A 20,176-nucleotide genomic window follows, 5' to 3' on the forward strand; every position below is an offset into this window, starting at 1 on the left:
CGGTCAAGACTTCACGCCTGCTGCCCTTGCGACGGCAGGTTCCCGCCCCGGCAGAACCCCCACCGGGAACTGCCGGCAAGCGTCCGGCGGGACGGACACCCCAGGAGACCCAGCCGTCAGGGCGGGTTCGCCAGGTGCCGTACACGGTTCCCACCACCGCTCCGCGACACCCACACCGGGTTCGCGGGGCCGTCCTCGGCCGCGGCTTCCACCGCCACGTGCACGCCACCCCGATCATCAACCGGGACGGAAGTACCGGCAGGGAGTCTGGCTCGCTGAGGATCACATAGGAAACCAGAGACGCTACGGCCGCGATCCTTCGGCGCCTACCGAACCATCCGCACGAATATCCATTGCGGTGTCCCGAGGGGCCGCCTACCTTCATGGGGCAACGTCAACCGGATCAACCCAGGGAGTACGCCGTGACGCAGCATCTGCGCACCGAAGCCCCGCGGCCCATGCCGCGCGGTGGTGCCTCGCTGCCCACCGGCGAGCGAGGCCTGGGTCGCTGCCGGCAGCAGCGGTGGCAATCGGGGTGGCGGCGCTACTAGCGCCAGCGCGACACGCGCAGCCGCCCGCCCCCGCTCAGGGACCGGGCGGCTTTTTCGTCACCCCACTCCCGCCCAGGGGCGTAGCTCAACCCGGTAGAGCACCGGATTCCCAAAAATCCGACGGTTGCAGGTTCGAATCCTGTCGCCCCTGCTCGAATGTCCCGGCCCCGGCCGGCGACGTCGCTCCTTCTCAACTCCACAGTGGATGGCATGAGCACAACCCCGGCCGACGCCCCGACGCGTCGCGGGGCGACACATCCGGGGCGGGTTTCCTACCGTCCCACGGGCCGTTGGAGCAATTGGCAGCTCACCCGGTTCTCAGCCGGGCGGTTACGGGTTCGAGTCCCGTACGGCCTACGTCCGTCCCGCCCGGGACGACCACGCGGTTGTAGCGCAGTCAGGTAGCGCGTCACCTCGCCATGGTGAAGATCGCCGGTTCGAATCCGGCCAGCCGCTCGAACACCCCCCGACACGAGGAGACGACGATGGGTTTCACCCCGCTGGCCGGCACCCGGGCGCCGGTACGGGTCTGGACCGACCCGTACGGCATCGAGCCGCAGGCCGCGCAGCAGCTGCGCAACATCGGCGCACTGCCCTGGGTGCAGGGCGTCGCCGTCATGCCGGACGTGCACTTCGGCAAGGGCGCCACCGTCGGATCGGTCATCGCGATGCGGCAGGCCGTCTCGCCGGCCGCGGTCGGCGTCGACATCGGCTGCGGCATGTCCGCCGTGCGGACCTCGCTCACCGCGGCCGACCTGCCCGACGACCTCGCCCCGCTGCGTTCGGCCATCGAGGCGACCATCCCGGTCGGGTTCGCCAAGCGCGACGACCCGGTCGACCCGCGCCGGGTCCGGGGCCTGGCACACGCCGGCTGGGACGCGTTCTGGCGGCGCTTCGGTGAGCTGGACCGGAAGGTCGCGCAGCTGGAGCACCGGGCCCAGCACCAGCTGGGCACCCTCGGTGGCGGCAACCACTTCATCGAGGTCTGCGTCGAGCAGGGCGGCCCGGACGACGGGCAGGTCTGGCTGATGCTGCACTCCGGTTCCCGCAACATCGGCAAGGAGTTGGCCGAGCGGCACATGGCGGTGGCCCGCGGGCTGCCGCACAACGTCGACCTGCCCGACCGGGACCTCGCGGTGTTCCTCGCCGGCACGCCGGAGATGGACGCCTACCGCCGGGACCTCTTCTGGGCCCAGGAGTACGCCCGGCGCAACCGGGAGGTCATGCTCGCCCTGCTCTGCGGCGTGGTCCGGGACCAGTTCCCGCACGTCTCGTACGGCGAGCCGATCTCTTGTCACCACAACTATGTGGCCGAGGAGACGTACGACGGCGTGGACGTGCTGGTGACCCGGAAGGGCGCCATCCGCGCCGGCCGGGGGGACCTGGGCATCATCCCGGGGTCGATGGGCACCGGCTCGTACATCGTGCGCGGCAAGGGCAACCCGGACGCGTACTGCTCGGCCTCGCACGGGGCCGGGCGGCGGATGTCGCGGGGGCAGGCGAAGCGGACGTACAGCACCGCGGACCTGGTCCGGCAGACCGCCGGCGTCGAGTGCCGCAAGGACGCCGGGGTGGTCGACGAGATCCCCGGCGCGTACAAGGACATCACCAAGGTGATGGCGCAGCAGGACGACCTGGTCGAGGTGGTCGCGCACCTCAAGCAGGTGGTCTGCGTGAAGGGTTAGACCGACCGGCGCCCGAGGGGGGCGCCGGTCGTACGCCCCGGTGGCTCAGCGGAAAGAGCGCCGCTCTACGGAAGCGGAGAGCCCAGGTTCGAATCCTGTCGGGGCACGGTCCGCATCCGAGACGGCGGAGCGGAACCTTTGCGAGCTGGTGCAGTCGGCAGCACACCCGTCTCTGGAACGGGAGAGGGAAGTTCGAGTCTTCCGCTCGCAGCACGAGCCCTCGTGGCCCAACTGGCAGAGGCGGCGGCATGAGGTGTCGCAGGTTGCGCGTTCGAATCGCGCCGAGGGTACGCAGTGTGTTCACCCCCGGGTAGCCCAACTGGCAGGAGGCACGGTTTTCAGGAAGCCGACAGTGTGCGTTCGAATCGCACCCCGGGTACGCGAATGGCGCGGTGGACGAAGTGGGAGAGTCGCCCGACGGCCGGGGGGGCCAGGGCCCGGGCGAGCCACGGGTCGAGTTGCGAGCCACGCGGCTCGCACCGTTGCGGCGGCGCGACGGGTCGCCCGGGCGACGTCAGCTCAGGTCGCGGAACCGCTGGAGGATGATGATGACGAACGCGACGAGCAGCGGCGCGGCGACCATGTCGAGGATCCGGAGCAGGGCCCAGACTCGGCGAGTTGAGATCGTGGATCCGCTGGAGAAGGATGATGGCGAACGCGAAGAGCAGCCGGTAACCGATAAGTGAACAGAAGGTCGGGCATGCCACGTTTATCCTGGCCAAGTGACGTCTTTCCGCAGGACCCGCGTAGCAGTCTGGCACAAGAGGCAGCCGCGTGATCACGAAGCGGTGAAGTCACCTCCTCCATTGCTGCGGTTTAGGCGCCGGTTTATCGCCATGGGAATGGCACTGTTCGTCGTCGCTGTCGGGTTGGGGCCACAGTCCTCCTGCGGTCCTGCCGAACCTATAGAGCAGAGCTCTAGTCAGCCGCTCGCCGACGGCTTCGAGGGTGAGTCGCTAGACTCCGACTCCTGGGGCACCTGCCACTGGTGGGGATGCACCATCGCCTCGAACAAAGAGCTTCAGTGGTACGAGCCGGCGCAGGTGACGGTGGCGGACGGGGTCCTGTACCTCACCGCGGAGGCGGTTCCCGTCGAAAGCCCCGACGGCGAACGGTTCCAGTACCGGTCCGGGATGATCAGCTCCGGTCCTTCGGAGCGGCGGGGCGAGCCGCGGTTCGCGTTCACCTACGGCGCGGTCGAGGCTCGACTTCGGGTGCCGGCCGGGAAGGGCCTCTGGTCCGCGCTCTGGATGCTCCCCGCCTTCCGTGACTCCCGACCCGAAATCGACATCGTCGAAGTGCTGGGCAGCAATACGCGGAAGAGCTATCAGTCACTCCACCGACGGGATCGGAAGAGCGAGCCCCTCGCACACACGGAGCGAAACGCCGACCTCGCGGACGGCTGGCATGTCTACCGGTTGGAGTGGCTGCCGGGGAAGCTGCGTTGGTATCTCGACGGAAAACTGATCTTCACGGTCAAGGGCGACGAGGTGCCCGACGAGCCTATGTACGTCGTGGCCAATCTGGCGGTGGGCGGTCGGTGGCCCGGCTCTCCGAACAACTCGACGCAATTCCCCGCGTCGCTAGCCATCGACTACATCCAGATCAGGCCAGCCCTTCGCTGATGGCTCTCTGCCGGCGCATGTGCTTGCTGGCGCCACGACCGCAGATCAGACCGACCTGGACGCGCCCGCGGGTGAGTTGTCGTTGCCCCTGCGGGGGAGTGTGACGCCGAGGACAGCGACAGCCGCCAGGACAAGGAATCCTCGCTCGACGGACCAGAGCCGCAGCAGGGCCATGCCCTCGCCGACGACGACCAGGAGACAGAGGCTGATTGTGATGGCGATCGACAAGGTATCTGCGGCGTCGGCGAGACGGAGCCGCGATGCCCAACCCAGTCCGGGCACCACCACGGCGAAGGCCAGCACCACCGGGAGTCGTGCCGGGCTGGTGGCTCCGAAGACCACGAACGCGGTCGTGAGCGCCGTCGCGACGACGACCACGAAAGACAGTGCTAGACGTCGCATCATCTGCCGTTCCCGTTCTCTGCCAGGGTGAAGACCACGGCGTCGCCCGTGTCTACGACGATCCGGAAGCGAGGTGACGCCCGGAGCGCCTGTTCGACCCGGTCAAGGGAGCCCGCCGGCATGGGCCCGATCAGGTCGTTGGCGACCTTCTGGCCCCTCGTTATCAGGATGTAGTTCGGCTTGTCGGATGTTCCGGCGGCAAGCCACCGGGACAGCCTCTCCGCCGGGTCGGCCAGCACCCGATCCCGGCTCTCCGGCGGCTCATTGGCTATCGAGAGATGGGTGAGCTTCTCGTAGTTCCGGAACCGCTGGGGAAAGTTGCGCGAACCGACGACGATGAGGGAGTTCGGTTCCGCGTTCTGGTACAACCACGCAGTCGTTCTCACCTCTGCCGGCGTGAAGTAGTTCTGCGTGTCCTTGCCGAAGTAGGCCAGCAGAAATCCGGGCAGCAATGCCACGGTGAGGAGACCGCCCAGCACCACCCGGCGAGTCCGCGCCCGGTCGGTTGCGTCGGGATAGACCGCCAGTGCGGCGAAGTAGGCCATGAACGGGCCGGTGAACAGGATGACCCGGAAGAGCACCTCACCGCCGTATTCGGTGACGGCGAGCAGCAGCATCGGACTGAGCAGCAGCAGCAGGGCGGCCGAGTCGAGCCGGCGCCGTCGCCTCGCCCGGTAGATGCCGATCGCGGCCACGGCCAGCCCCACCGCTGTGATGAAGCGCCCGGCGTAGCTCACCAGCACCTGGCCGTCACGGACGTCCGCCGACTTTTCGAGCGTGTCGACGCCGTTCTGCACCGGCTCGCCGATGTTCAGACCGCTGAGGTTGTCGATCGTGTAGCCGCGGGCCACGACAAGCGCCCACCCGACTGTCAGCCCCACGGCCAGCACGGGGACGTACCAGCCTCGCGCTCTGCGGAAACCGAAGACCGTGAGCAGCCCGAGCACCATCATGAGCGGGGTTATCTGATGGCTTGAGGCGATCACTCCCATGATGAGGACCATGACCGGCAGAGCCGCCCGCACTCTCATAGCGGCCGCGAGAGGTGCGACCACCTCCACTACGTCGGCTCGCCGGCGTCGGAAGGCACGCAGAACCAGCCCCATCAGGACCAGATAGAGCGGGAACGCCAGGCCCTGCGGCGAGAAGTAGTCCAGGCCCAACCAGGACGTCAGGAAGAACAGCCAGAGCCCCAGCCAGACCACCCGGCGATCGTCGGTCATCGAGCGCATCAGGAAGCGGGCCGCCAGCAGGTTGAACAGGTTGAACGCCAACTGCGTCCACGTCGCCAAGGGCAGTAGATATGACCGGTCCGCCATGTCCGTGAGCAGGGCGGTCCCGGCGAAGAATCCGGGCCAGCTGTGGTACACCGGCAGATTGGAGATCGTCGTGTCGACACTCCCCGTCCGCAGGATGTAGTCGATGATCCCGATGTGCTTCCACGCCCAGGCGTATCGAAGCGTCCCGAACAGAGCGGCCGGGGTCGCGTGGATGAAGCCGATGAACGCCACCAGGTGCACGGCGAGGAGCCACTCGGCGGCTGAACGTCGCAGCGCACGAAAGAACCCGACGGCGAGAACGACCAGGGCTGCGATCATCGGCACCGTGAAGAGCGAGACCAGACCGATGTCCGTCATGGCGCGGGGGTCGACGTTCCGGAGGCCGATGATCCACAGTGTTATGGCGAGAAGCACGGTGGCGAGGGCCTGGACGGCAAACCCCCATCGGGGGCCGATCCCCGTGCTGAAAGCCTGCCCGGCGGAGCCAACACCGGAGCCGGCGGACGACAGCTGACCGAGGTCCTCCAGCTCACCGCGTGGCTTTGTGGACACCAGGTTAGGAAACTTTGTCATCGACGCCTCCAGAGACCAGTCGTGACGTGGGCGCCGGCCTCTTCGACCCCGTCGCCCGCAACGCCCCGCAGCAGCCGCACCATCGACGGCAGAACGGCGGCCGCCACCACGAGCTGTCCGGCGAGGTACGCGACGCCGACCCCGGTCACCCCGATCTCGGCCATCGCGACCAGCGACAGCGATACGACCAGGGCGCTCGCGGACGCGTGCACCGCGATGATCCGACCGACCCTGCGCCGGACCCGGGACACCGCGACGAAGACGATCAGCAGAAGCTTGGGCAGCACCGCGACGGCGGAGAGCCGCAGGACGTCCGCGCCGCTCGACGCGTAGTCGCGGCCGAAGAGGGTCAGCAGCAGCGGCGCCGACACGCAGAGCAGGACGACCGCCGGTACGAGGAGGAGCAGCCCGCGCCGCAGCACCTGCCGCACGTACGCCGGAAGCCGCGACTCATCGGCGGAGGCCTCCACGGTCAGCGAGGTGCCGAAGTGGTACGCCACCATCTCCAGGGAGCCGCCCAGCAGCCAGGCGACGTAGAAGACGCCGTTGGCCTCGGCGCCCAGCCGCGCGGTCACGATCAGCGGGAGGGCGTTCGTGCCGGCCTGCAGGAAGAGGTACCCGACGTAGTCGAGCGCCACGAACCTGGCGAGCACCCCGCGATCCGGCAGCGCGACCGCCGTACCCCGCTCCCGCAGTCGGGGCAGCAGCCGGCGGAAGACCAGCACGTTGACGGGGATGAGCGCGACGACGACCGCCAGGTTCCAGGAAAGGAAGATGCCCAGGCTGGGCAGGGCGCCGGCGAGCAGCACCAGCAGCGCGATCTTGAGGATGCCGAAGGCGGTGTTCTCGACCGGGACCCACACCACACCGCGCAGGGCGGTGAGCACGCTGTCCTGCAGGGTGAAGATGCACCAGCCGGCTACGGAGAGGATGAACGCCACCGCGAGCAGGGGAGTGCGGTTCAGGAAGTCGAACCGGCCGGCAACCAGGGGAGCGAGCAGCAGGAAACCGGCACTGAGGGCGAGCGCCGCGAGGCAGCTGGCCCCGTACGCGTAGCCGACCAGCCGGCCGCCCCGCTCCGCCGCCCTCGGCAGGAAGCGGGCGAGCGCACCGTTCAGATTGAGCTGGGAGAGGTTGCTCAGGAACGACATCGTCGACACCATCGCCGCGCCGATGCCCAACTCGGCCGGGGAGTACAGGCGCGCCGCCAGAGCCCAGTACACGATGCCGAGCAGCGAGCTCACCGCCGTGTTGAGCATCAGCGCGTAGACGTTGCTGTTCAGCGGATCGCGCAGGTGTTGGCGCAGCCGTACGCCGATCGGCGCGGCGACCGTGCCGACGCCGGCAGCCGCCGGACCGACCGACGCGTTCGCGGTTCCGGCACGTGGGGCGCTCATCGGGTCACCTCTCCTTCCCGCCCGCGGTGCTTCCTCCCCGCCGTCCCGAGGTCGGCTGGCTCAGTCGCGGCGCGCGGCGTGCAACCAGGTGTCGGGCCCGTCGGAACGCCCGCCAACCCCGGGTGCGCCACCGCTCGCCCCGCCAGGCCAGCGGCCAGCCGGTGCCGTCGAGCAGGGCCGTGATCCCGGCGATCCCGGTTTCCCGCTCGATCAGCACCCGGGCGATGGCGAAGACGTCATCGTCCGGGTGGCTCAGCGCGTTCTTGACTCCGCAGGCGGACGAGTAGCCGGCCGCGCGCACCGCGGTCCGCACGGCGATGCTGTGGTAGCCGTACGGATAGGCCAACGACCGGACCGACGTCCCCGTTCCGTCCTCCAGCACCTGTCGGCTCCCCACGACCTCCTGATGCAGCTCGGACGGGCGTAGACAGTCGAGCGCGCGGTGGCTCCGGCTGTGCGACCCGATCTCCACCCCGTGCGAGTGCAGCTCGCGGAGCTGGTCCCAGTCGAGCGACGGATCCCCGTCCGAGGGCGGTGCCACGCCCACCCGCGCGGCGATGACGTACGCGGTCGCCATGAGCCCGTGCCTGCGCAGCACCGGCAGCGCGACCTCGGCGAGGTCGGGGAAGCCGTCGTCGAAGGTGATCAGCACCGGTCGCGGCGGCAACGGGGCCAGCCCGCGCAGCACGGCCGCGTAGCCGCTCGCCGTCATCGGCGTGCGCCCGCGCTCCCGGATCAGCGCCATCTGCTCGTCGAAGTCGCCCGGCGACACCGCCCAGCGCAGCGTGCCGTCGCGGCGCACGTCGCCGACGCTGTGGTAGCAGAGGACGGGGACGACGGTCTTCGGTGCGCGGTTCATCTGCGGCTCCGTCCGGATCGGGCCGCGGCGGCGGCGTAGTAGGCCGGTCCGAGCGCCAGCCCGCAGAGCTCGAGGGCGGTCAGCGAGGCCGGGTAGCCCTCCTGCTTGCGGCCGTTCCTCGCCGACCCGGGCCGCAGTGCGTAGGCGACGCCGCCGGGCAGCCGACCGAGCAGCTCCCGTCGGGCGGTGGGATCGGCCGCCAGGCACTTCGTGATGACGGCGCCCAGCCCGACCCCGTACCGGAACATCGTCCGGCGCAGCGCCCGCAGCTCACGGCGGTGCGTGTGCCACACGACGGCCCCCGGCTCGTACGTCAACACGTGGCCGGCCAGTACCGTACGCAGCAGCACGTCGATGTCCTCCCCGGTGCGCAGCCGGGGATCGAACCCGCCCAGCCGGCGCAGGACGTCGGCGCGGAACGCCATGTTGGCGCCGGAGCCGTACGATCCGGGCAGGTACGGGTAGAGCGACGGCGGTGGCTGGTCCACGCGACGCGCGCCCCCCGCGTCGAGCGTTGCGGACCCGGCCCGGTCGAATCGCCGCCGCTGGCAGCCCTTGCCATAACCGCCGTACTGCTCCAGCCAGATCTGCGACGGCGTGTCGAGCTTTCGGGCGAGGACCTGACCGGTCACCCCGGCGACGTCGTCGCCGGTGAAGCCGTCGACGAGGCTGCGCAGCCACCCCCGGTCGAGGGTGACGTCATCGTCGGCGAAGGCCACGATCGCGCCCCGCGCCTCGGCCAGCCCTCGGTTGCGGGCGTGCGCGACGCCGGGTCGCGGTTCGCTGGTGTAGCGGAGCCGGGGATCGTCGGCGGCGCGCGCGGCGACGACCCGCGCGGTGGCGGCGACCTGCGGCGCGTTGTCGACGACGACGATCTCGTAGTGGGGGTAGTCGAGCGCGGCGAGCGAGTCGAGGGTGGACTCGAGGAGCGGCGTGCGTCCGCACGTGGGGACGACCACGCTGACGAACGGGGCGGGTTCCACGACCGCTGGGTGGCAGCGGCAGGAGGCGCCGGCGGCGACCAGGCCGGCCTCCCCGGCCGCGGCGGCATCCAGCGGGTCGAGCGTGGGCAGGCCGTCGTATAGCAGATGCTCGTCGATCGCCGCGGAGAGGCGGGCCCGGATGGCGGCGGAGAGCGCCGGCGCGGTCAGCCCGCCGGCCGGCAGTGCGACGTCGACCAGCCCGAGCGGCTGCCCGTGCAGCCGGACCAGGACCTGCGCCGCGCCGTACCGGGCGCGTCGGCCGCCCGTGTCGGGCACGTCGGGCATTCCCTCGGAGAGCTCGACGGCGAGCACCCGGACCGGCGCCGGACCCGCCCGGCGCCGGGGGACCGGCGTGCGACCGCCTGAGAGGCGCGCAGGGCCTGGGCCGAGACGTACCCGGCGGCGGTCACCAGCAGGCCGGCGACGATCGCGGCGGACCGCAGCAGTCCGGCGCGATCGCCGTCGCGGACCTGGCGCAGGCCGCGGCGCACCCCGGCCGGGAGGGTACGGCGGGTGTACGCGCGCTCGGTGGCGAGCCCGGCGTCCGCGCCGACCAGCCGGGCGACGACGGCCTTGGACCGCCCCTCGGAGAAGCAGCGCTGCCGAAAGTAGCGCCACGTTGCCCGGTCCACGGTGACCCGGTGCCGGACCCGGGCCGCGGGCTCGTGGAGCACCACGCCGTCCGGTTCGAGCTGCCGGATACGGATGCACAGCTCCGTTTCCTCGCAGCCGACCGGCGTGCGACCGACGCGGCCGAGCGCGGGGTCGAAGCCGGCGGTGCGGTCCAGGACCGACCGGCGGAAGGACATGTTGCAGCCGATGACGTTGCGCACGGGGGTGACCTCGGTGGGCTGGCCGGTGAAGCTGCACCCGACGACCCAGTCGAATTCGGGGGGCAGCCAGCGCGGCCGTTCCTCCTCCCAGGCCGGTACGGCGTGGCCGCCGACCGCGAGCACCCGCCCGTCCCGGTAGTGCGGCAGCAGCCGTGCCAGCCAGTCGGGCTCCGCCTCGGCGTCGTCGTCTAGGAAGGCGACGATCTCGCCGGTCGCCTGGGCCAGCCCGGTGTTGCGGGCCGCCGAGAGGCCGCGCGGGCCGGTGCTCGGCACGACGTCAGCTCCGGGAAAGTGGCGCGCGCCCGCTCCAGCAGCGCCGGGTTGTGGTCGACGACCACGACGACCTGTGCTGCCGGTACGTCCTGCGCCAGCACGGAGCCGACCGCCCGGATGATCTGCGGCCACCGCTGCTCGGTGTAGACGCAGATGACCACGGTCACGGCCAGGGCCGGGCCGGGCCCCGCTGGCGCCTCCGGACCGAGGACGGCGACCACCTCAGATGTTGACGAGGACGCGCTCGACGTTGCCGCGGATCCAGCGTGGATCGTCATGGTCACCTTCCGAGTCGATGAACAGCAGGATGTGGCGCATCCAGTAGAGGAGCAGCGCCGGTCGTGGCGGGATGCCGTCCAGCCAGTCGGCCGCCTCGCCGGCGGGGACATCGAGCGTCCGGTCGAGGCCGTGCCGCAGCGCGTGGACGACGATCTCGCCGAGTTCGTCGCCGCGGGCGAGCCGGCGGGCGAGGACGTGCAGGTGTAGCAGGTCGTGCAGGGGGAGTTGGCGGGGTGCGGCCCGGTCCCAGTCGACGATCCCGGTCACCTGCCCAGCTGGGGAGGTGGCCAGCAGGTTGCCAGGCCAGAAGTCGCCGTGGATCCAGGAGGTGTGCACGGTGCGGCCGACGAGGGCGACGACGAGTTCCTCCCGCAGCCGCCAGACCGTGTCGAGGAGCCGGCCAGGTCGCGGGTGGGTGGCGACGAACTCCTCCAGCCGCCGGAGTGGGGCGTCCACCCACTCCGCCAGGGCGGCCCGGTCGAGCATGGTCCGTTCCCGGGTGGGCAGGTGGAGGTTGCGGATGACCCGGCTGGCGGACGCGAGCAGCGCGGCGCGCCGGGTACGCCTCAGCATCATCCCGTTCGCCGGAGCGCCGCGCAGCGCCTCCTCCACGCAGTAGTAACGTCCCTCGATCTCTCCCTGTGCCGCGCAGTACGGCAGGAGCTGGCGCAGGCCGGGCAGGCGCGGGTTCGTCCGCAGCACGTCGAGCACCTCGGCCTGGCGCCGCAGCCCGTCGACGGCCTGGTCGGTCCAGGGCACCTTGACCATGTAGCGTCCGTCGGCCCCGCGGCCCCGGACCGTGGCCACCGCGACGGACGTGCTGGTGAAGGCGACGGTCTCGGTCCGCCACCGGGTGTCGTCGGTGGCGGTCGCCCGGGCGACCAGGCGGGGGGGCGACGGTGGCGGTCCAGTTTCGTTCGGGCCGGTGCAGCCAGCAGGCGAGTCGGTCCCGCAGGACCGGCTGCGCCCACTGCACCGCGACCTTCACCGGGCCGTCCGCTCGAGGTAGTGCCGCCAGATCCGGCCGAGCGCGTCGGCGAGCACCAGTTCCGGCGCGCGGTCGGCGTCCACGCGTTCCAGGTGGGGAATCCGCCGGCGCAACCGCCGGTACTGCTCTCGTTCCGCCTCGAGATGCTCGGGGTCGTATTCCCCGGAGCGGCGGTACATCACCGACCCAGGAACGTCCAGCAGCAGCACCACGTCGGGTGCCGGGCAGAGCCGGCTCAGCAGCTGGAAGTACGGCCGCTTGAGCCAGACCAGTGGCCCGCGCGGCGGCAGCAGGGCGTCGTAGACGTAGCGGTCGAAGACCACCATCCGGCCCAGCGCCCGGTGGCGCAGCGCCGCCAGGTAGCGGCGCCACACGGTGAACGGGCGCAACAGGATGCGGACGGCCTGCTCGGTGGTGCCGCGCGGCGCCTCGTTCGACTGCCAAAGCCCCATGTAGACGCGGCGCACCGGGAAGTAGAACGTCGACTCGATGCCCTCGGCCAGGGTGGACTTCCCCGATCCGTCGGGGCCGATCAGGGCGACGCTGACACCCCGACGGCTCCACGCCTGCAACGGCCGCTCGATCGCACGCAGGGCGGCCGAGCCGACCACCCGGCGGGCCGCGCTGGCCGGACGGGCCCGCCACCAGGCGGTGAGCAGGTGCCGACGGACGGCCCGCAGCGCCGCCGGGCGACCGGCCCGCCAGTACGCCAGCAGCATCCGGGCCGCCCGGTCCGGCAGCGCCCGGGCGAGTGGACCGTCGAGCGTGGCGTGGTCCTCCAGCTGTCGCAGCCGACGGAGGTGGTGGCCGGCGACGGTGCCCTTGTCGAGCACGCAATGCAGCAGCAGCGCCCAGAACTCGTCCCCGGGCGCGAGCACCCACACGTCGTCCTGACGTGCGCGGCGGCCCAGGCACCGGTCCGCGGCCAGGGTGCGCACCTCGAAGTGACGGCCGTAGGCGAGCTCGGTCACCAGGTCGAGTTCGACCCACGAGTTGGTGGCCGGGTCCAGGCCGAGGAAGAACCGGTGACTGCCCCGGCCGTGACCGGCCAGGCGGGTCAGGCCCTGGGCCTCGATGACGGCCACGGCCCGCGCGAGATCGGCCGGCGCGACCAGGAGGTCCAGGTCTCCGGGGGCGATGAGCGCCTCCGGACCACCGCGCAGCAGGCACCAGCGCACGCCGGCCCCGTCGAGGCCGGCCAGCACCGCCCGGGCGAGCCCGGGCGCGGCCGTTGCCGGTTCCGCCGGCCGTGGCGGTTCCCGGTGGCCCGCCACCACGGTCGTGCCGTCGCCGCTCATCGTGCCTCCGGAAGCGGCGTGGCCGCGGCGGCCGGGCGGAGGCACATGGCCCCCGGTACGGCGGGCGCCGACGACCCGGGGGCGACGGGGAACGTGAACTCGACCGGCGTGTCGGTCCGCAGCGGGACGTATCGCACCTCGTACGGCCCGAGGCGGAGCGGCCGGCCCTGCACCTCCAGGTCGATCCGGTCGTCCTCGGTGTGCACCAGGAGGACACCCTCCCGGCCCCGGACCAGGCCCAGCTCCGGCACCGGCCAGGAGACCGCGTCGGCCCGGCGCGGTCCGCGAGCACCTGCTGCAACCGGGCGACCGCCTCCGCGTACGCGAGGGGACGGCCCCCGCCGTGGCCATCCGTCGCGCTCCAGAGCGCGGGTCCGTGCGTCTCGTCGGTGTCGCCCTGGGGTTCCCAGATCAACGCCGTCGTCGCCCCCTGGTCGGCCATGTGCAGCAGGGCGGCGAGACTCCGTTGGTCGACCACCCCGCAGGCGCCGGCGAGGGCGGACGGGTGACTGGCGGTGTTCGAGCTCGCCCAGATGTCGATGACGACGTACGGACCGCCGACGGCGAGGGTCGGACCGACCGCCTTGAGCGCGTCGTACACCGTGTTGTAAAGGTTGGTGTAGGCCTCGTAGTTCCGCCGGTTGCGGGTGGCGTCCCAGAATTCCTTCATCTCGTTCCAGACCTGGAAGTGCCGCACGTCGGGGTAGCGCCGGGCGACCGCCGTGGCGAGCGCGGCGAAGTCGGCGTAGTGCTCCGGCCGGGGCGCGACGTGCAGCCGGTCCCAGTTGGTCTCCCCGGGGCGGCCACCCTTCATCCAGTCCGGCGCGCAGCAGAGCGTGATGACCGGGGTGCCAGCGGTGGACCTGATCAGTGCCATCCGCCGGTCCAACGAGGACCAGTCGAACTTTCCCGGGCTTGGCTGCGGGTTCACCGTCCCCGAGCCGAAGATGTGCTGGTTCTGGTAGCTGGCGGTGGCGGTGAGGACGGCCTTGGCGGAGACGATGGCCGGTGCGCTGCCCCAGTCGTCGACCGAGTGCCGGGTATGGGTGACGCCCACGGAGAGGGTGCGCGGGTCGGGGCGGTGGCCGTGTGGCGCTGACCAGTCGTATCCGGCCGCGTCGGCGCCGATCGGTGTGGGACTGGCGCCGTGGGAAGCGTCCGGGGCGGGGCGGCTGGAGATCACGAGGAGGGTGATCGCGGTCAGGGCCGCGGGAAGGACCAGCCAGCGGAGGACGGCCGGTCGGAGCGGTCCCGGCCAGCGAGGCGGTGTACGGCTCATGCACTACTCCCGCACCGGCCGGAGCGCCAGGATCCGCCGTACGCCGCGGCGAGCGCGCTGAACCAGCGGGGTGATCGGCACCCGCTCGATCCGGTAGCTGGCGTAGTCCTGGCTGACGGCGCCGAAGCGGCTCTTGAACAGCTCCAAGGAGGAGACCCGGGCCGAGTCGCCCATGTTGTAGGCCGTGCATCCGGCCTCGATCGCGTCCGCGATCGCCGTCCTGTGCAGCAGGTAGTTGGCATAGACGGGGCCGGCGAGCTGTTCCAGCATCGCGCCGCGCCAGTACATCGCGGTGGTCGCGCCGCGCAGCACGACTATCGCGGCCACCGGGCGTCCCTCGTGGTACGCGGCGTAGATCCGGCACCGGGAGCCGAGCATGTCGGCGACGGTGCGCAGCTTCCGGTGCGGCTCCCGCCGGGCCGCCAGCTGCCGGGCGAGCGGAAGCGGGAGGCGGTCCCGCCGCGCCCAGCGGTCGACTGACTGGCCGTAGAGCTGGTGGAAGACGGAGACCAGGCGGCCGCTGTCGTCACACTCGACGACGACGCCGGCCCGCTCCGCCCGGCGGATCCGGTTGCGGGTGTCGCTGCGGAACCGCTTCCGCCAGACCTCGTCGAAGCCGCCGTCGAGGAAGAGGGTCTGCGCCATCCGCTCCTCGCGCAGCACGCTCGCCGGCACCACCGCGTCCCACGTCCCGGCCGTCGCCGGGTCGGGGCGGACCAGGGTGCTCAGCACGCGCCGCTGCGCCAGGTCGGTGACCACCAACCGGACGTCCTCCGGGCGGAGCTCACCGCCGTCGCAGACCAGCCCGCCCGGTCCCCACCCGGCCGGGAGCCCGAAGTCCGTCGCGAGGATCGCGCCGAGCCCCGGGCGTCGCACCAGCGGAAGGACGAGGCGCCTTCCGTCGACGGTCTCGTAGAGCCGCGAGACGTCCTCGTACCCTTCGACCGTGCACACGCAGCGGAGCCAGGTCGGCGTCTGGCTGGGCAGGGCGGTCGGCGCGGAGGCGAGCACCTGCTCCCACGCCTCGGCTGGGGCCGGACTCGTCACCCGCAGCGGTCGCGGGTCGCCGGGGGCCGGCCCGAGGCGGAGCTCGAGGCTGGTCCCCGCGCTCACGACGAGCCCAGCCGCAGGTCGGCGTGCCAGTAGCGCTGGGTGGAGTCGTTGCTGGCCATGACCACCATGCCGGTGGCGCTGGTGACGTCCTGCTTGGTGGTCGTCACATTGTTCATGTTGGGCGAGAGGGCGTCCCTGATGACCGGGGTGCCACGGCCTAGGGGAAAGGCGATGCTGCCCATGGGGGAGCTCTTCATGAAGATCGTTCCCGGGTAGCCTGAGTAGGGACACCCGCTGTCCGGCGCGGTCATGAAGACGTACAGCGTCTGATGTTCGGAGTCGAGCAGCAGGACCGGCCGGGTGTGACAGTCCCTGATCCGGCCGACCGGGTAGCTGGACCAGTCGCCGGTCGACGGGTCCCGGGCGAGGATCATGATCAACGGCGCCGCGGACGAGGCGCCGGCGTCGTCGAGCCCGGTCTTGACGGCCGCGAAGACCCGTCCGGAGGCGTCGGCCTGCAGCGCCTTGAGGTTGATGTGGTCGTCGGCGCTGTTCGGACCCTGGATCGCCGTACGCGTGACGTCCCAGCTGGAGCGCGGCGCGCCGTCGGTGTGCTCGGCGAAGTACATCGCGGACGTCGCCTGGTTGCTCCACATCACGCCGGTCCCGGTCCCGCCGAAGCTCACCACCGACGAGATGTCGTCGCTGGACAGGTTGGCCGCGGCGGCGACCGGGAGCACGAACGGCGTGCCCCAGACCGCGTCCCCGCCCGTCGTGTTGTTCACATAGACCTTCGAGCCCTGCGTCCAGGTCGCCCAGAGCAGGCCCGTCGAGTCCTTGTCGATGGTCAGGGTCTCGCTGGAGTAGTTGCTGATCTGCACCGGGAAGCCGCTGTCGCGGCTGTAGGTCCTCGTCGCGGCGTCGTAGCTGAAGCGGTAGAGCCGGGCCGGGTTTCCGGACGTCGCGCCGGTCGAGGAACTGGCCCGGACGTGCGAGGAGACATAGAGCCTGGTGCCGTCCCACAGCACGTCGGAGCGGGTCTTCGGTCGGTTGTCGACGATGGTCCCGGTGTCGACCCACTGCCCGGTGGAGCGGTCGAGCCGGAATATGTGGTGGGTCTGGCTGCCGGTATGGAACAGCACCGCCCACCAGGCGCCGTCGTTCCACCAGAGCTTGCTCTCCGGCTTCTCACCGGTTGCCGCCGAGCCGTCGCCGGACGTGGACGGACCGAGGAGGCCGACGTCGCCGGTTGCCGCCCCGGCCGGCGTGGCGAGCCCGGTGGGCACGGGGGTGGCGCCGAACAGCAGGCCCAGCAGCACGGCGAGCGCGTAGGAGCCGCGCACCACCGGAGCACGTCGCAGTGCACGCTTCCTCATCGGGTCACCTCGCTCAGCGCCGGGCTGGTCCGTGCGGCGACCGGGGGCTGCCACCGGTGCAGCACGCGGTGGTCGATCGGGTCCACCACCGGTCGAGGGCGCCGGACGACCCGCTCGCGGATCAGGGTTCGGAGCACCCGCTGACCGTCCCGGAAGGTGTGCAGGTTGGAGGTGCCGCAGCGGCGCGGGAGTTCGGTGCTCGGCACCTCGGCGATGCGGAGGTTCGCCTTCAGCGCGTGGACCACGAGTTCGGTCTCGATCTCGAAGCCGTGCGCGGTCAGAGCGAGCGCCTGCAGGCAGTCGCGACGGAACGAAAGGAAGCCGTAGCACAGGTCGGTGAAGCGGACGAGGAAGAAGCTGTTCGTCAGCCGCACCAGCATATGGTTCCCGGTGCGGCGCAGTGGAGTCAGGTCGGTCGATCCGCCGCCGGTCAGGAACCGGGAGCCCTTGACGAAGTCGTAGCCGTTCATGAGCGGGGTGACGAAGCGGTGGATCTCGGCGGGATCCATGCTGCCGTCGGCGTCGATCATGACGATCAGGTCGCCGGTGGCCGCGGCGAACGCCACCCGCGCCGCGTCACCCTTGCCCCGGCAGTTCTGCGTCAGCACCACGATGTCCGGCCGGATGGCGCGGGCGACCTCGACCGTCCGGTCCGACGAGTGCCCGTCGACGAGAACCACCTCGTTGACGATCGGCGGCATGCGCTCGAGCACCCAGGCGATGTTCTTCTCCTCGTTGAGCGTTGGGATGACCACGCTCACGGTCTCTCGCCCGGGACCACCGTTGACCACTCCGGCGTCGCCCTCGGGCCGTTCCCGCATCCGCAGGATGCTCAGTGGCCGGTCATCATGCTCCGACGGTGCCGTGCGTGGCGGCGCGGTCAGCAGGCTGGGGACGTGCGTGTCGATGTCCCGGTTCAGCGTCACCGGATCCCCTCTCCGCGGGGCGCCGTCAGACCTTTCCGCGATGCGAAGTCGGTCCCCCTTCTACCGCCGCCGGCGACATTCGTTGTACCTCTCATCAGCCCCTCTTCCCCCGTGATGCCCATGCGGCAGTGAGCCATTTCGCATGGAATGTCCGAATTGTTCGAATCGGCCTCTTTGGACCGGGATGAACAGGAGGCAAAGCTAACATCACGCAAAGGCGAACACGCCGGTTTTACGTGACAGATCGGGCCGATCCGGACGAAGCGTCGGGTGTGCTGGCCCGAGCGGGCTACCGGTCGGACCGCCGGCTGATGTCCCCGGTGGTGGTGGCCGCATCTCGGGCACGGGTTGATCGCCGTCGTGGACTGGAAGATGGCGACGGGCAGCGCTCGGGATGCGACGTCCAGGGAGGTGCCATCGATGCTGAGCCGGCGATGGGGGAGCGGCGTGTCGGCAGCGGTGTGCGCTGAACGGCAGGCGGGCCGCAAGCAACAGCGTCGAACGGCCTTTGAATGGGCCTTGACCTGCGGTTTTGCACTTCGCCGGGCGGAGACCCAGCAGGCGCGCCCCGAATCGCAACAAACTGCACCCAACGGCACTAACAGTAGTCGACGACACTCTATATTGCCTGGTGAAAGTATCCGCAGGGCTGTGCGTTAAGGATCAGTGGCTGTACGGACCTTGCCTGCTTCATCGCAGGTTCACCGGTCATGCCGAAGAACTCGTCTCGGCCACACCGGGCACCCGACTTCGCTACCGTCGGGGCGTGGTCGAGGTGAAGCTGTGCCTACGTGGCGGGCCGTACGACGGGCAGACCGTGGCCTGGGAGGTGCCGGACGCGGAGGATCCGCCGATGTCGTACGACCTGAAGCTCCATGGACCGCACGAGGCCGCGGAGACCTACCGGTACCGCCGGGCGGCGCGCGCGCCGGAGGACGCGGCCGAGGACTGGATCTACGAGGCGTCCGACGTCGGGCCGCGGTAGGAGAGCGGCCGTGACGTGAGCGAGGTGCTGGAGGACGGCGACATCTACTTCCTCTACCGGCCGCGGGTCGGCGAGCGGCACGTGGAGTCGCTGGACGAGGTGCAGCGGTTGCTGATCGTGTTGCACCCGTGGCACGGACGACGGCGTCTGCGGCTGCTCGTCGTGGGCCGCAAGCGCCTGCCCGAGATCGACGAGCATGACCGTTTCTGGGCGTTCGTCGACACCGTGGTGAGTCGGCCGGCGGAACTCTACGAGGCGCTCCGACCGCACCTGTACGGGACGAAGACCCGGGGTGAGCGGTTCCAGCCACCGGCCCGGCCGGTGGCCGAGGGCGCGTACTGCGTCACCCGGCACGACGACCACACGCATCTGGCGTATCAGCTCGAGCTGCCCCGCCGTCCCGGGCCGCCGCAGCACGAGCTCCGGATCGAACCGGAGGCGAGCTACGTCGTCACGGTGAAGAATCCGCAGGCGCCGTCGCCGCCCGGGGTCGGCCTGCGCGGTCCGGCTCGCGCGGAGCTCCCCGCCGACCTGCAGGAGCGCTTCGGCACCCGCCGGTTCGCGCCGCTCGACCCGCCCCGGTTCCTCGACCACGCGGGCGTGGAGATGGTGCTGGTCGGGGCGGCCCACGACGCGTCGACCGAGCTCGGGATCGATCTCGACGCCGAGGTCGAGCGGGCGGCCCGGAACACGATCTTCGAGGATCTGCGCATCGGACGCGCGGAGCGGCGGGAAGCTCCGTCGCTCACCGCCCGGTGGCAGTGACCGCCTCCCGCGACCCTCACCTGCCGGCGGCGACGAGGACGACTGGTACCGCCACCACGTTGACCCGGCTGCCGTCGCGCGGGGAGACCTCGTACACCTCGATGGTGCCGGGACCGGTGGCGGCCACCCGGTAGCGGACGGTGGCCCGGTAGTCGCCCCGGCAGCCGGAGCCGCAGGCGGCCGTGGTGAACGAGGTGCCGACCTCCCGAGCCGTCGCGTCCAGGACGCGGACGCTCACGGTCGCCTCGAAGACCTCCGCGCTCCCGGTCACGCTGACCGGGCTGGTGACCCGGTCACCGACCGACGGGCCGGTCACCACGATCGCCGACAGCAGGTCCGCGTAGTCGTCCCGCCCGACCGGCGCGGCGCCGGCGAACGCCACCCCGCGCACGGTGGGGAACTGGGTCAGCGTCCAGACCACCTGGGCCCGGCGCAGCCGGACGGCCGCCGCGCCACCGTCGGCGAAACCGGCTGGCGGGGCCAGCGTGGCCACCCCGTCGGCGATCCGGACCACCTGGACGCCGGTCGGCACCCGGGTGGTCAGGCCGGCCGCCGCCTCGGCGCGGGACGGTCCGGCGGCCAGTTCGGTGAGCGCCAGGCGGGACGTGGCGACGGTGGCCGGGAGCGTACGCCGGGTCGGCGCCAGCCTCCCGTCCCGGACGAACCAGAGCTGCACCACGATCGTCCCGCCCTCGCCCGACTCGTCGGGCGCCACCGGCACCGTCGTGGTGGGGGAGGCCGGTGGGGGACGACGGCTCGGCGTGGT

General features: G+C 71.2%; 19 protein-coding genes, 7 tRNA genes and 1 pseudogene. 12 read left to right on the forward strand and 15 right to left on the reverse strand.

The window, feature by feature from the left end; genetic code table 11:
• The first annotated feature begins 625 nt into the window (after window positions 1-625).
• The 9 genes from JNW87_RS18240 (at window position 626) to JNW87_RS18280 (ending at window position 3,861) form a co-directional block, all read left to right on the forward strand.
• Window positions 626-702: transfer RNA gene (locus tag JNW87_RS18240), tRNA-OTHER, on the forward strand.
• A gap of 133 nt (window positions 703-835) precedes the next feature.
• Window positions 836-908 (forward strand) — tRNA-Glu (locus JNW87_RS18245).
• A 25-nt stretch (window positions 909-933) separates the two neighbouring features.
• Window positions 934-1,007, forward strand: a tRNA-Gly gene (locus JNW87_RS18250).
• Between the two features lie 29 nt (window positions 1,008-1,036).
• Window positions 1,037-2,236 (forward strand): RtcB family protein, encoded by a 1,200-nt coding sequence (locus tag JNW87_RS18255; protein ID WP_109802929.1) that lies wholly within the window; start codon window positions 1,037-1,039, stop codon window positions 2,234-2,236.
• A gap of 34 nt (window positions 2,237-2,270) precedes the next feature.
• Window positions 2,271-2,342 (forward strand) — tRNA-Arg (locus JNW87_RS18260).
• Window positions 2,343-2,375: 33 nt separating this feature from the next.
• Window positions 2,376-2,447: transfer RNA gene (locus JNW87_RS18265), tRNA-Gln, on the forward strand.
• Between the two features lie 5 nt (window positions 2,448-2,452).
• Window positions 2,453-2,526: transfer RNA gene (locus JNW87_RS18270), tRNA-Leu, on the forward strand.
• A gap of 14 nt (window positions 2,527-2,540) precedes the next feature.
• Window positions 2,541-2,615: transfer RNA gene (locus JNW87_RS18275), tRNA-Leu, on the forward strand.
• 463 nt (window positions 2,616-3,078) lie between these two features.
• Window positions 3,079-3,861 carry a family 16 glycosylhydrolase gene (locus JNW87_RS18280; protein WP_161557887.1) on the forward strand — a complete coding sequence of 261 codons (783 nt, stop codon included), beginning with the start codon at window positions 3,079-3,081 and terminating at the stop codon, window positions 3,859-3,861.
• A 45-nt stretch (window positions 3,862-3,906) separates the two neighbouring features.
• On the opposite strand, the gene JNW87_RS18285 is transcribed toward JNW87_RS18280, so the two are convergent.
• The 11 genes and pseudogenes from JNW87_RS18285 to JNW87_RS41545 all read right to left on the reverse strand — a co-directional run.
• The gene (locus JNW87_RS18285) at window positions 3,907-4,239 is read right to left on the reverse strand and encodes a hypothetical protein (protein WP_109802911.1); all 333 of its coding nucleotides are present in this window, start codon (window positions 4,237-4,239) and stop codon (window positions 3,907-3,909) included.
• Window positions 4,240-4,262: 23 nt separating this feature from the next.
• Window positions 4,263-6,116, reverse strand: coding sequence for a hypothetical protein (locus tag JNW87_RS18290; protein WP_238454108.1), 1,854 nt, complete (start codon window positions 6,114-6,116; stop codon window positions 4,263-4,265).
• On the reverse strand, window positions 6,113-7,513 hold the full coding sequence (locus JNW87_RS18295) for a lipopolysaccharide biosynthesis protein (protein WP_109802909.1): 1,401 nt from the start codon (window positions 7,511-7,513) through the stop codon (window positions 6,113-6,115). Before JNW87_RS18295 ends, JNW87_RS18290 begins: the two co-directional genes overlap by 4 nt.
• Window positions 7,514-7,517: 4 nt before the next feature.
• Window positions 7,518-8,372: a polysaccharide deacetylase family protein gene (locus tag JNW87_RS18300; RefSeq protein WP_238454109.1), complete on the reverse strand. Its 855-nt coding sequence runs from the start codon at window positions 8,370-8,372 to the stop codon at window positions 7,518-7,520.
• A complete protein-coding gene (locus JNW87_RS18305) occupies window positions 8,369-9,631 on the reverse strand; it encodes a glycosyltransferase family 2 protein (RefSeq protein WP_238454110.1) in 1,263 nt (420 codons plus the stop codon). Before JNW87_RS18305 ends, JNW87_RS18300 begins: the two co-directional genes overlap by 4 nt.
• Window positions 9,520-10,461 carry a glycosyltransferase family 2 protein gene (locus JNW87_RS18310; RefSeq protein ID WP_238454111.1) on the reverse strand — a complete coding sequence of 314 codons (942 nt, stop codon included), beginning with the start codon at window positions 10,459-10,461 and terminating at the stop codon, window positions 9,520-9,522. Before JNW87_RS18310 ends, JNW87_RS18305 begins: the two co-directional genes overlap by 112 nt.
• Complete coding sequence (locus tag JNW87_RS40735; protein WP_238454114.1) at window positions 10,377-10,739, reverse strand: hypothetical protein; 363 nt, start codon at window positions 10,737-10,739, stop codon at window positions 10,377-10,379. Before JNW87_RS40735 ends, JNW87_RS18310 begins: the two co-directional genes overlap by 85 nt.
• Entirely contained in the window at window positions 10,684-11,547 is an 864-nt protein-coding gene (locus JNW87_RS18320) for an aminoglycoside phosphotransferase family protein (protein ID WP_309233974.1), read from the reverse strand. The genes JNW87_RS40735 and JNW87_RS18320 overlap by 56 nt, the downstream gene beginning before the upstream one ends.
• Window positions 11,548-11,724: 177 nt before the next feature.
• The gene (locus tag JNW87_RS18325) at window positions 11,725-13,026 is read right to left on the reverse strand and encodes a nucleotidyltransferase family protein (RefSeq protein WP_109802905.1); all 1,302 of its coding nucleotides are present in this window, start codon (window positions 13,024-13,026) and stop codon (window positions 11,725-11,727) included.
• A complete protein-coding gene (locus JNW87_RS18330; RefSeq protein ID WP_238454112.1) occupies window positions 13,023-13,277 on the reverse strand; it encodes a hypothetical protein in 255 nt (84 codons plus the stop codon). Before JNW87_RS18330 ends, JNW87_RS18325 begins: the two co-directional genes overlap by 4 nt.
• A gap of 329 nt (window positions 13,278-13,606) precedes the next feature.
• Window positions 13,607-13,903: pseudogene (locus tag JNW87_RS41545) on the reverse strand (hypothetical protein); the annotation flags it as partial.
• On the opposite strand from JNW87_RS41545, the gene JNW87_RS39605 reads away from it, so the two are divergent.
• Window positions 13,866-13,991, forward strand: coding sequence for a hypothetical protein (locus JNW87_RS39605; RefSeq protein ID WP_255544035.1), 126 nt, complete (start codon window positions 13,866-13,868; stop codon window positions 13,989-13,991). The pseudogene JNW87_RS41545 and the gene JNW87_RS39605 overlap by 38 nt on opposite strands.
• A gap of 317 nt (window positions 13,992-14,308) precedes the next feature.
• On the opposite strand, the gene JNW87_RS40740 is transcribed toward JNW87_RS39605, so the two are convergent.
• Genes JNW87_RS40740 through JNW87_RS18345 form a run of 3 tightly spaced genes read right to left on the reverse strand, consistent with a single transcriptional unit; the run spans window position 14,309 to window position 17,660 of the window.
• Window positions 14,309-15,418 carry a GNAT family N-acetyltransferase gene (locus JNW87_RS40740; protein WP_109802904.1) on the reverse strand — a complete coding sequence of 370 codons (1,110 nt, stop codon included), beginning with the start codon at window positions 15,416-15,418 and terminating at the stop codon, window positions 14,309-14,311.
• Window positions 15,415-16,734 carry a hypothetical protein gene (locus JNW87_RS18340; protein WP_146231138.1) on the reverse strand — a complete coding sequence of 440 codons (1,320 nt, stop codon included), beginning with the start codon at window positions 16,732-16,734 and terminating at the stop codon, window positions 15,415-15,417. Before JNW87_RS18340 ends, JNW87_RS40740 begins: the two co-directional genes overlap by 4 nt.
• Window positions 16,731-17,660: a glycosyltransferase family 2 protein gene (locus JNW87_RS18345; RefSeq protein WP_201749737.1), complete on the reverse strand. Its 930-nt coding sequence runs from the start codon at window positions 17,658-17,660 to the stop codon at window positions 16,731-16,733. Before JNW87_RS18345 ends, JNW87_RS18340 begins: the two co-directional genes overlap by 4 nt.
• Before the next feature lie 766 nt (window positions 17,661-18,426).
• Between JNW87_RS18345 and JNW87_RS18350 the strand changes: the two genes are divergently transcribed.
• Both JNW87_RS18350 and JNW87_RS18355 read left to right on the forward strand, forming a co-directional pair.
• Window positions 18,427-18,645, forward strand: coding sequence for a hypothetical protein (locus tag JNW87_RS18350; protein ID WP_109802902.1), 219 nt, complete (start codon window positions 18,427-18,429; stop codon window positions 18,643-18,645).
• A gap of 15 nt (window positions 18,646-18,660) precedes the next feature.
• Window positions 18,661-19,410 (forward strand): hypothetical protein, encoded by a 750-nt coding sequence (locus tag JNW87_RS18355; protein WP_109802901.1) that lies wholly within the window; start codon window positions 18,661-18,663, stop codon window positions 19,408-19,410.
• A 16-nt stretch (window positions 19,411-19,426) separates the two neighbouring features.
• Here the strand turns inward: JNW87_RS18355 and JNW87_RS18360 are convergent.
• A partial coding sequence (locus JNW87_RS18360; RefSeq protein WP_255544036.1) for a Gmad2 immunoglobulin-like domain-containing protein occupies window positions 19,427-20,176 on the reverse strand: 750 nt, incomplete at its 5' end.

The organism is Micromonospora sp. ATA51 (genome assembly GCF_016802855.1).
Lineage (GTDB): Bacteria > Actinomycetota > Actinomycetes > Mycobacteriales > Micromonosporaceae > Micromonospora > Micromonospora sicca.

Bases quoted from the DNA above. Each gene is read 5' to 3' on its own strand.
- JNW87_RS18255 (WP_109802929.1), top strand. From the start codon at position 1,037: ATGGGTTTCACCCCGCTGGCCGGCACCCGGGCGCCGGTACGGGTCTGG.
- JNW87_RS18280 (WP_161557887.1), top strand. From the start codon at position 3,079: ATGGCACTGTTCGTCGTCGCTGTCGGGTTGGGGCCACAGTCCTCCTGC.
- JNW87_RS18290 (WP_238454108.1), bottom strand. From the start codon at position 6,116: ATGACAAAGTTTCCTAACCTGGTGTCCACAAAGCCACGCGGTGAGCTG.
- JNW87_RS18295 (WP_109802909.1), bottom strand. From the start codon at position 7,513: ATGAGCGCCCCACGTGCCGGAACCGCGAACGCGTCGGTCGGTCCGGCG.
- JNW87_RS18300 (WP_238454109.1), bottom strand. From the start codon at position 8,372: ATGAACCGCGCACCGAAGACCGTCGTCCCCGTCCTCTGCTACCACAGC.
- JNW87_RS40735 (WP_238454114.1), bottom strand. From the start codon at position 10,739: ATGACGATCCACGCTGGATCCGCGGCAACGTCGAGCGCGTCCTCGTCA.
- JNW87_RS18325 (WP_109802905.1), bottom strand. From the start codon at position 13,026: ATGAGCGGCGACGGCACGACCGTGGTGGCGGGCCACCGGGAACCGCCA.
- JNW87_RS39605 (WP_255544035.1), top strand. From the start codon at position 13,866: ATGACCGGGGTGCCAGCGGTGGACCTGATCAGTGCCATCCGCCGGTCC.
- JNW87_RS18340 (WP_146231138.1), bottom strand. From the start codon at position 16,734: ATGAGGAAGCGTGCACTGCGACGTGCTCCGGTGGTGCGCGGCTCCTAC.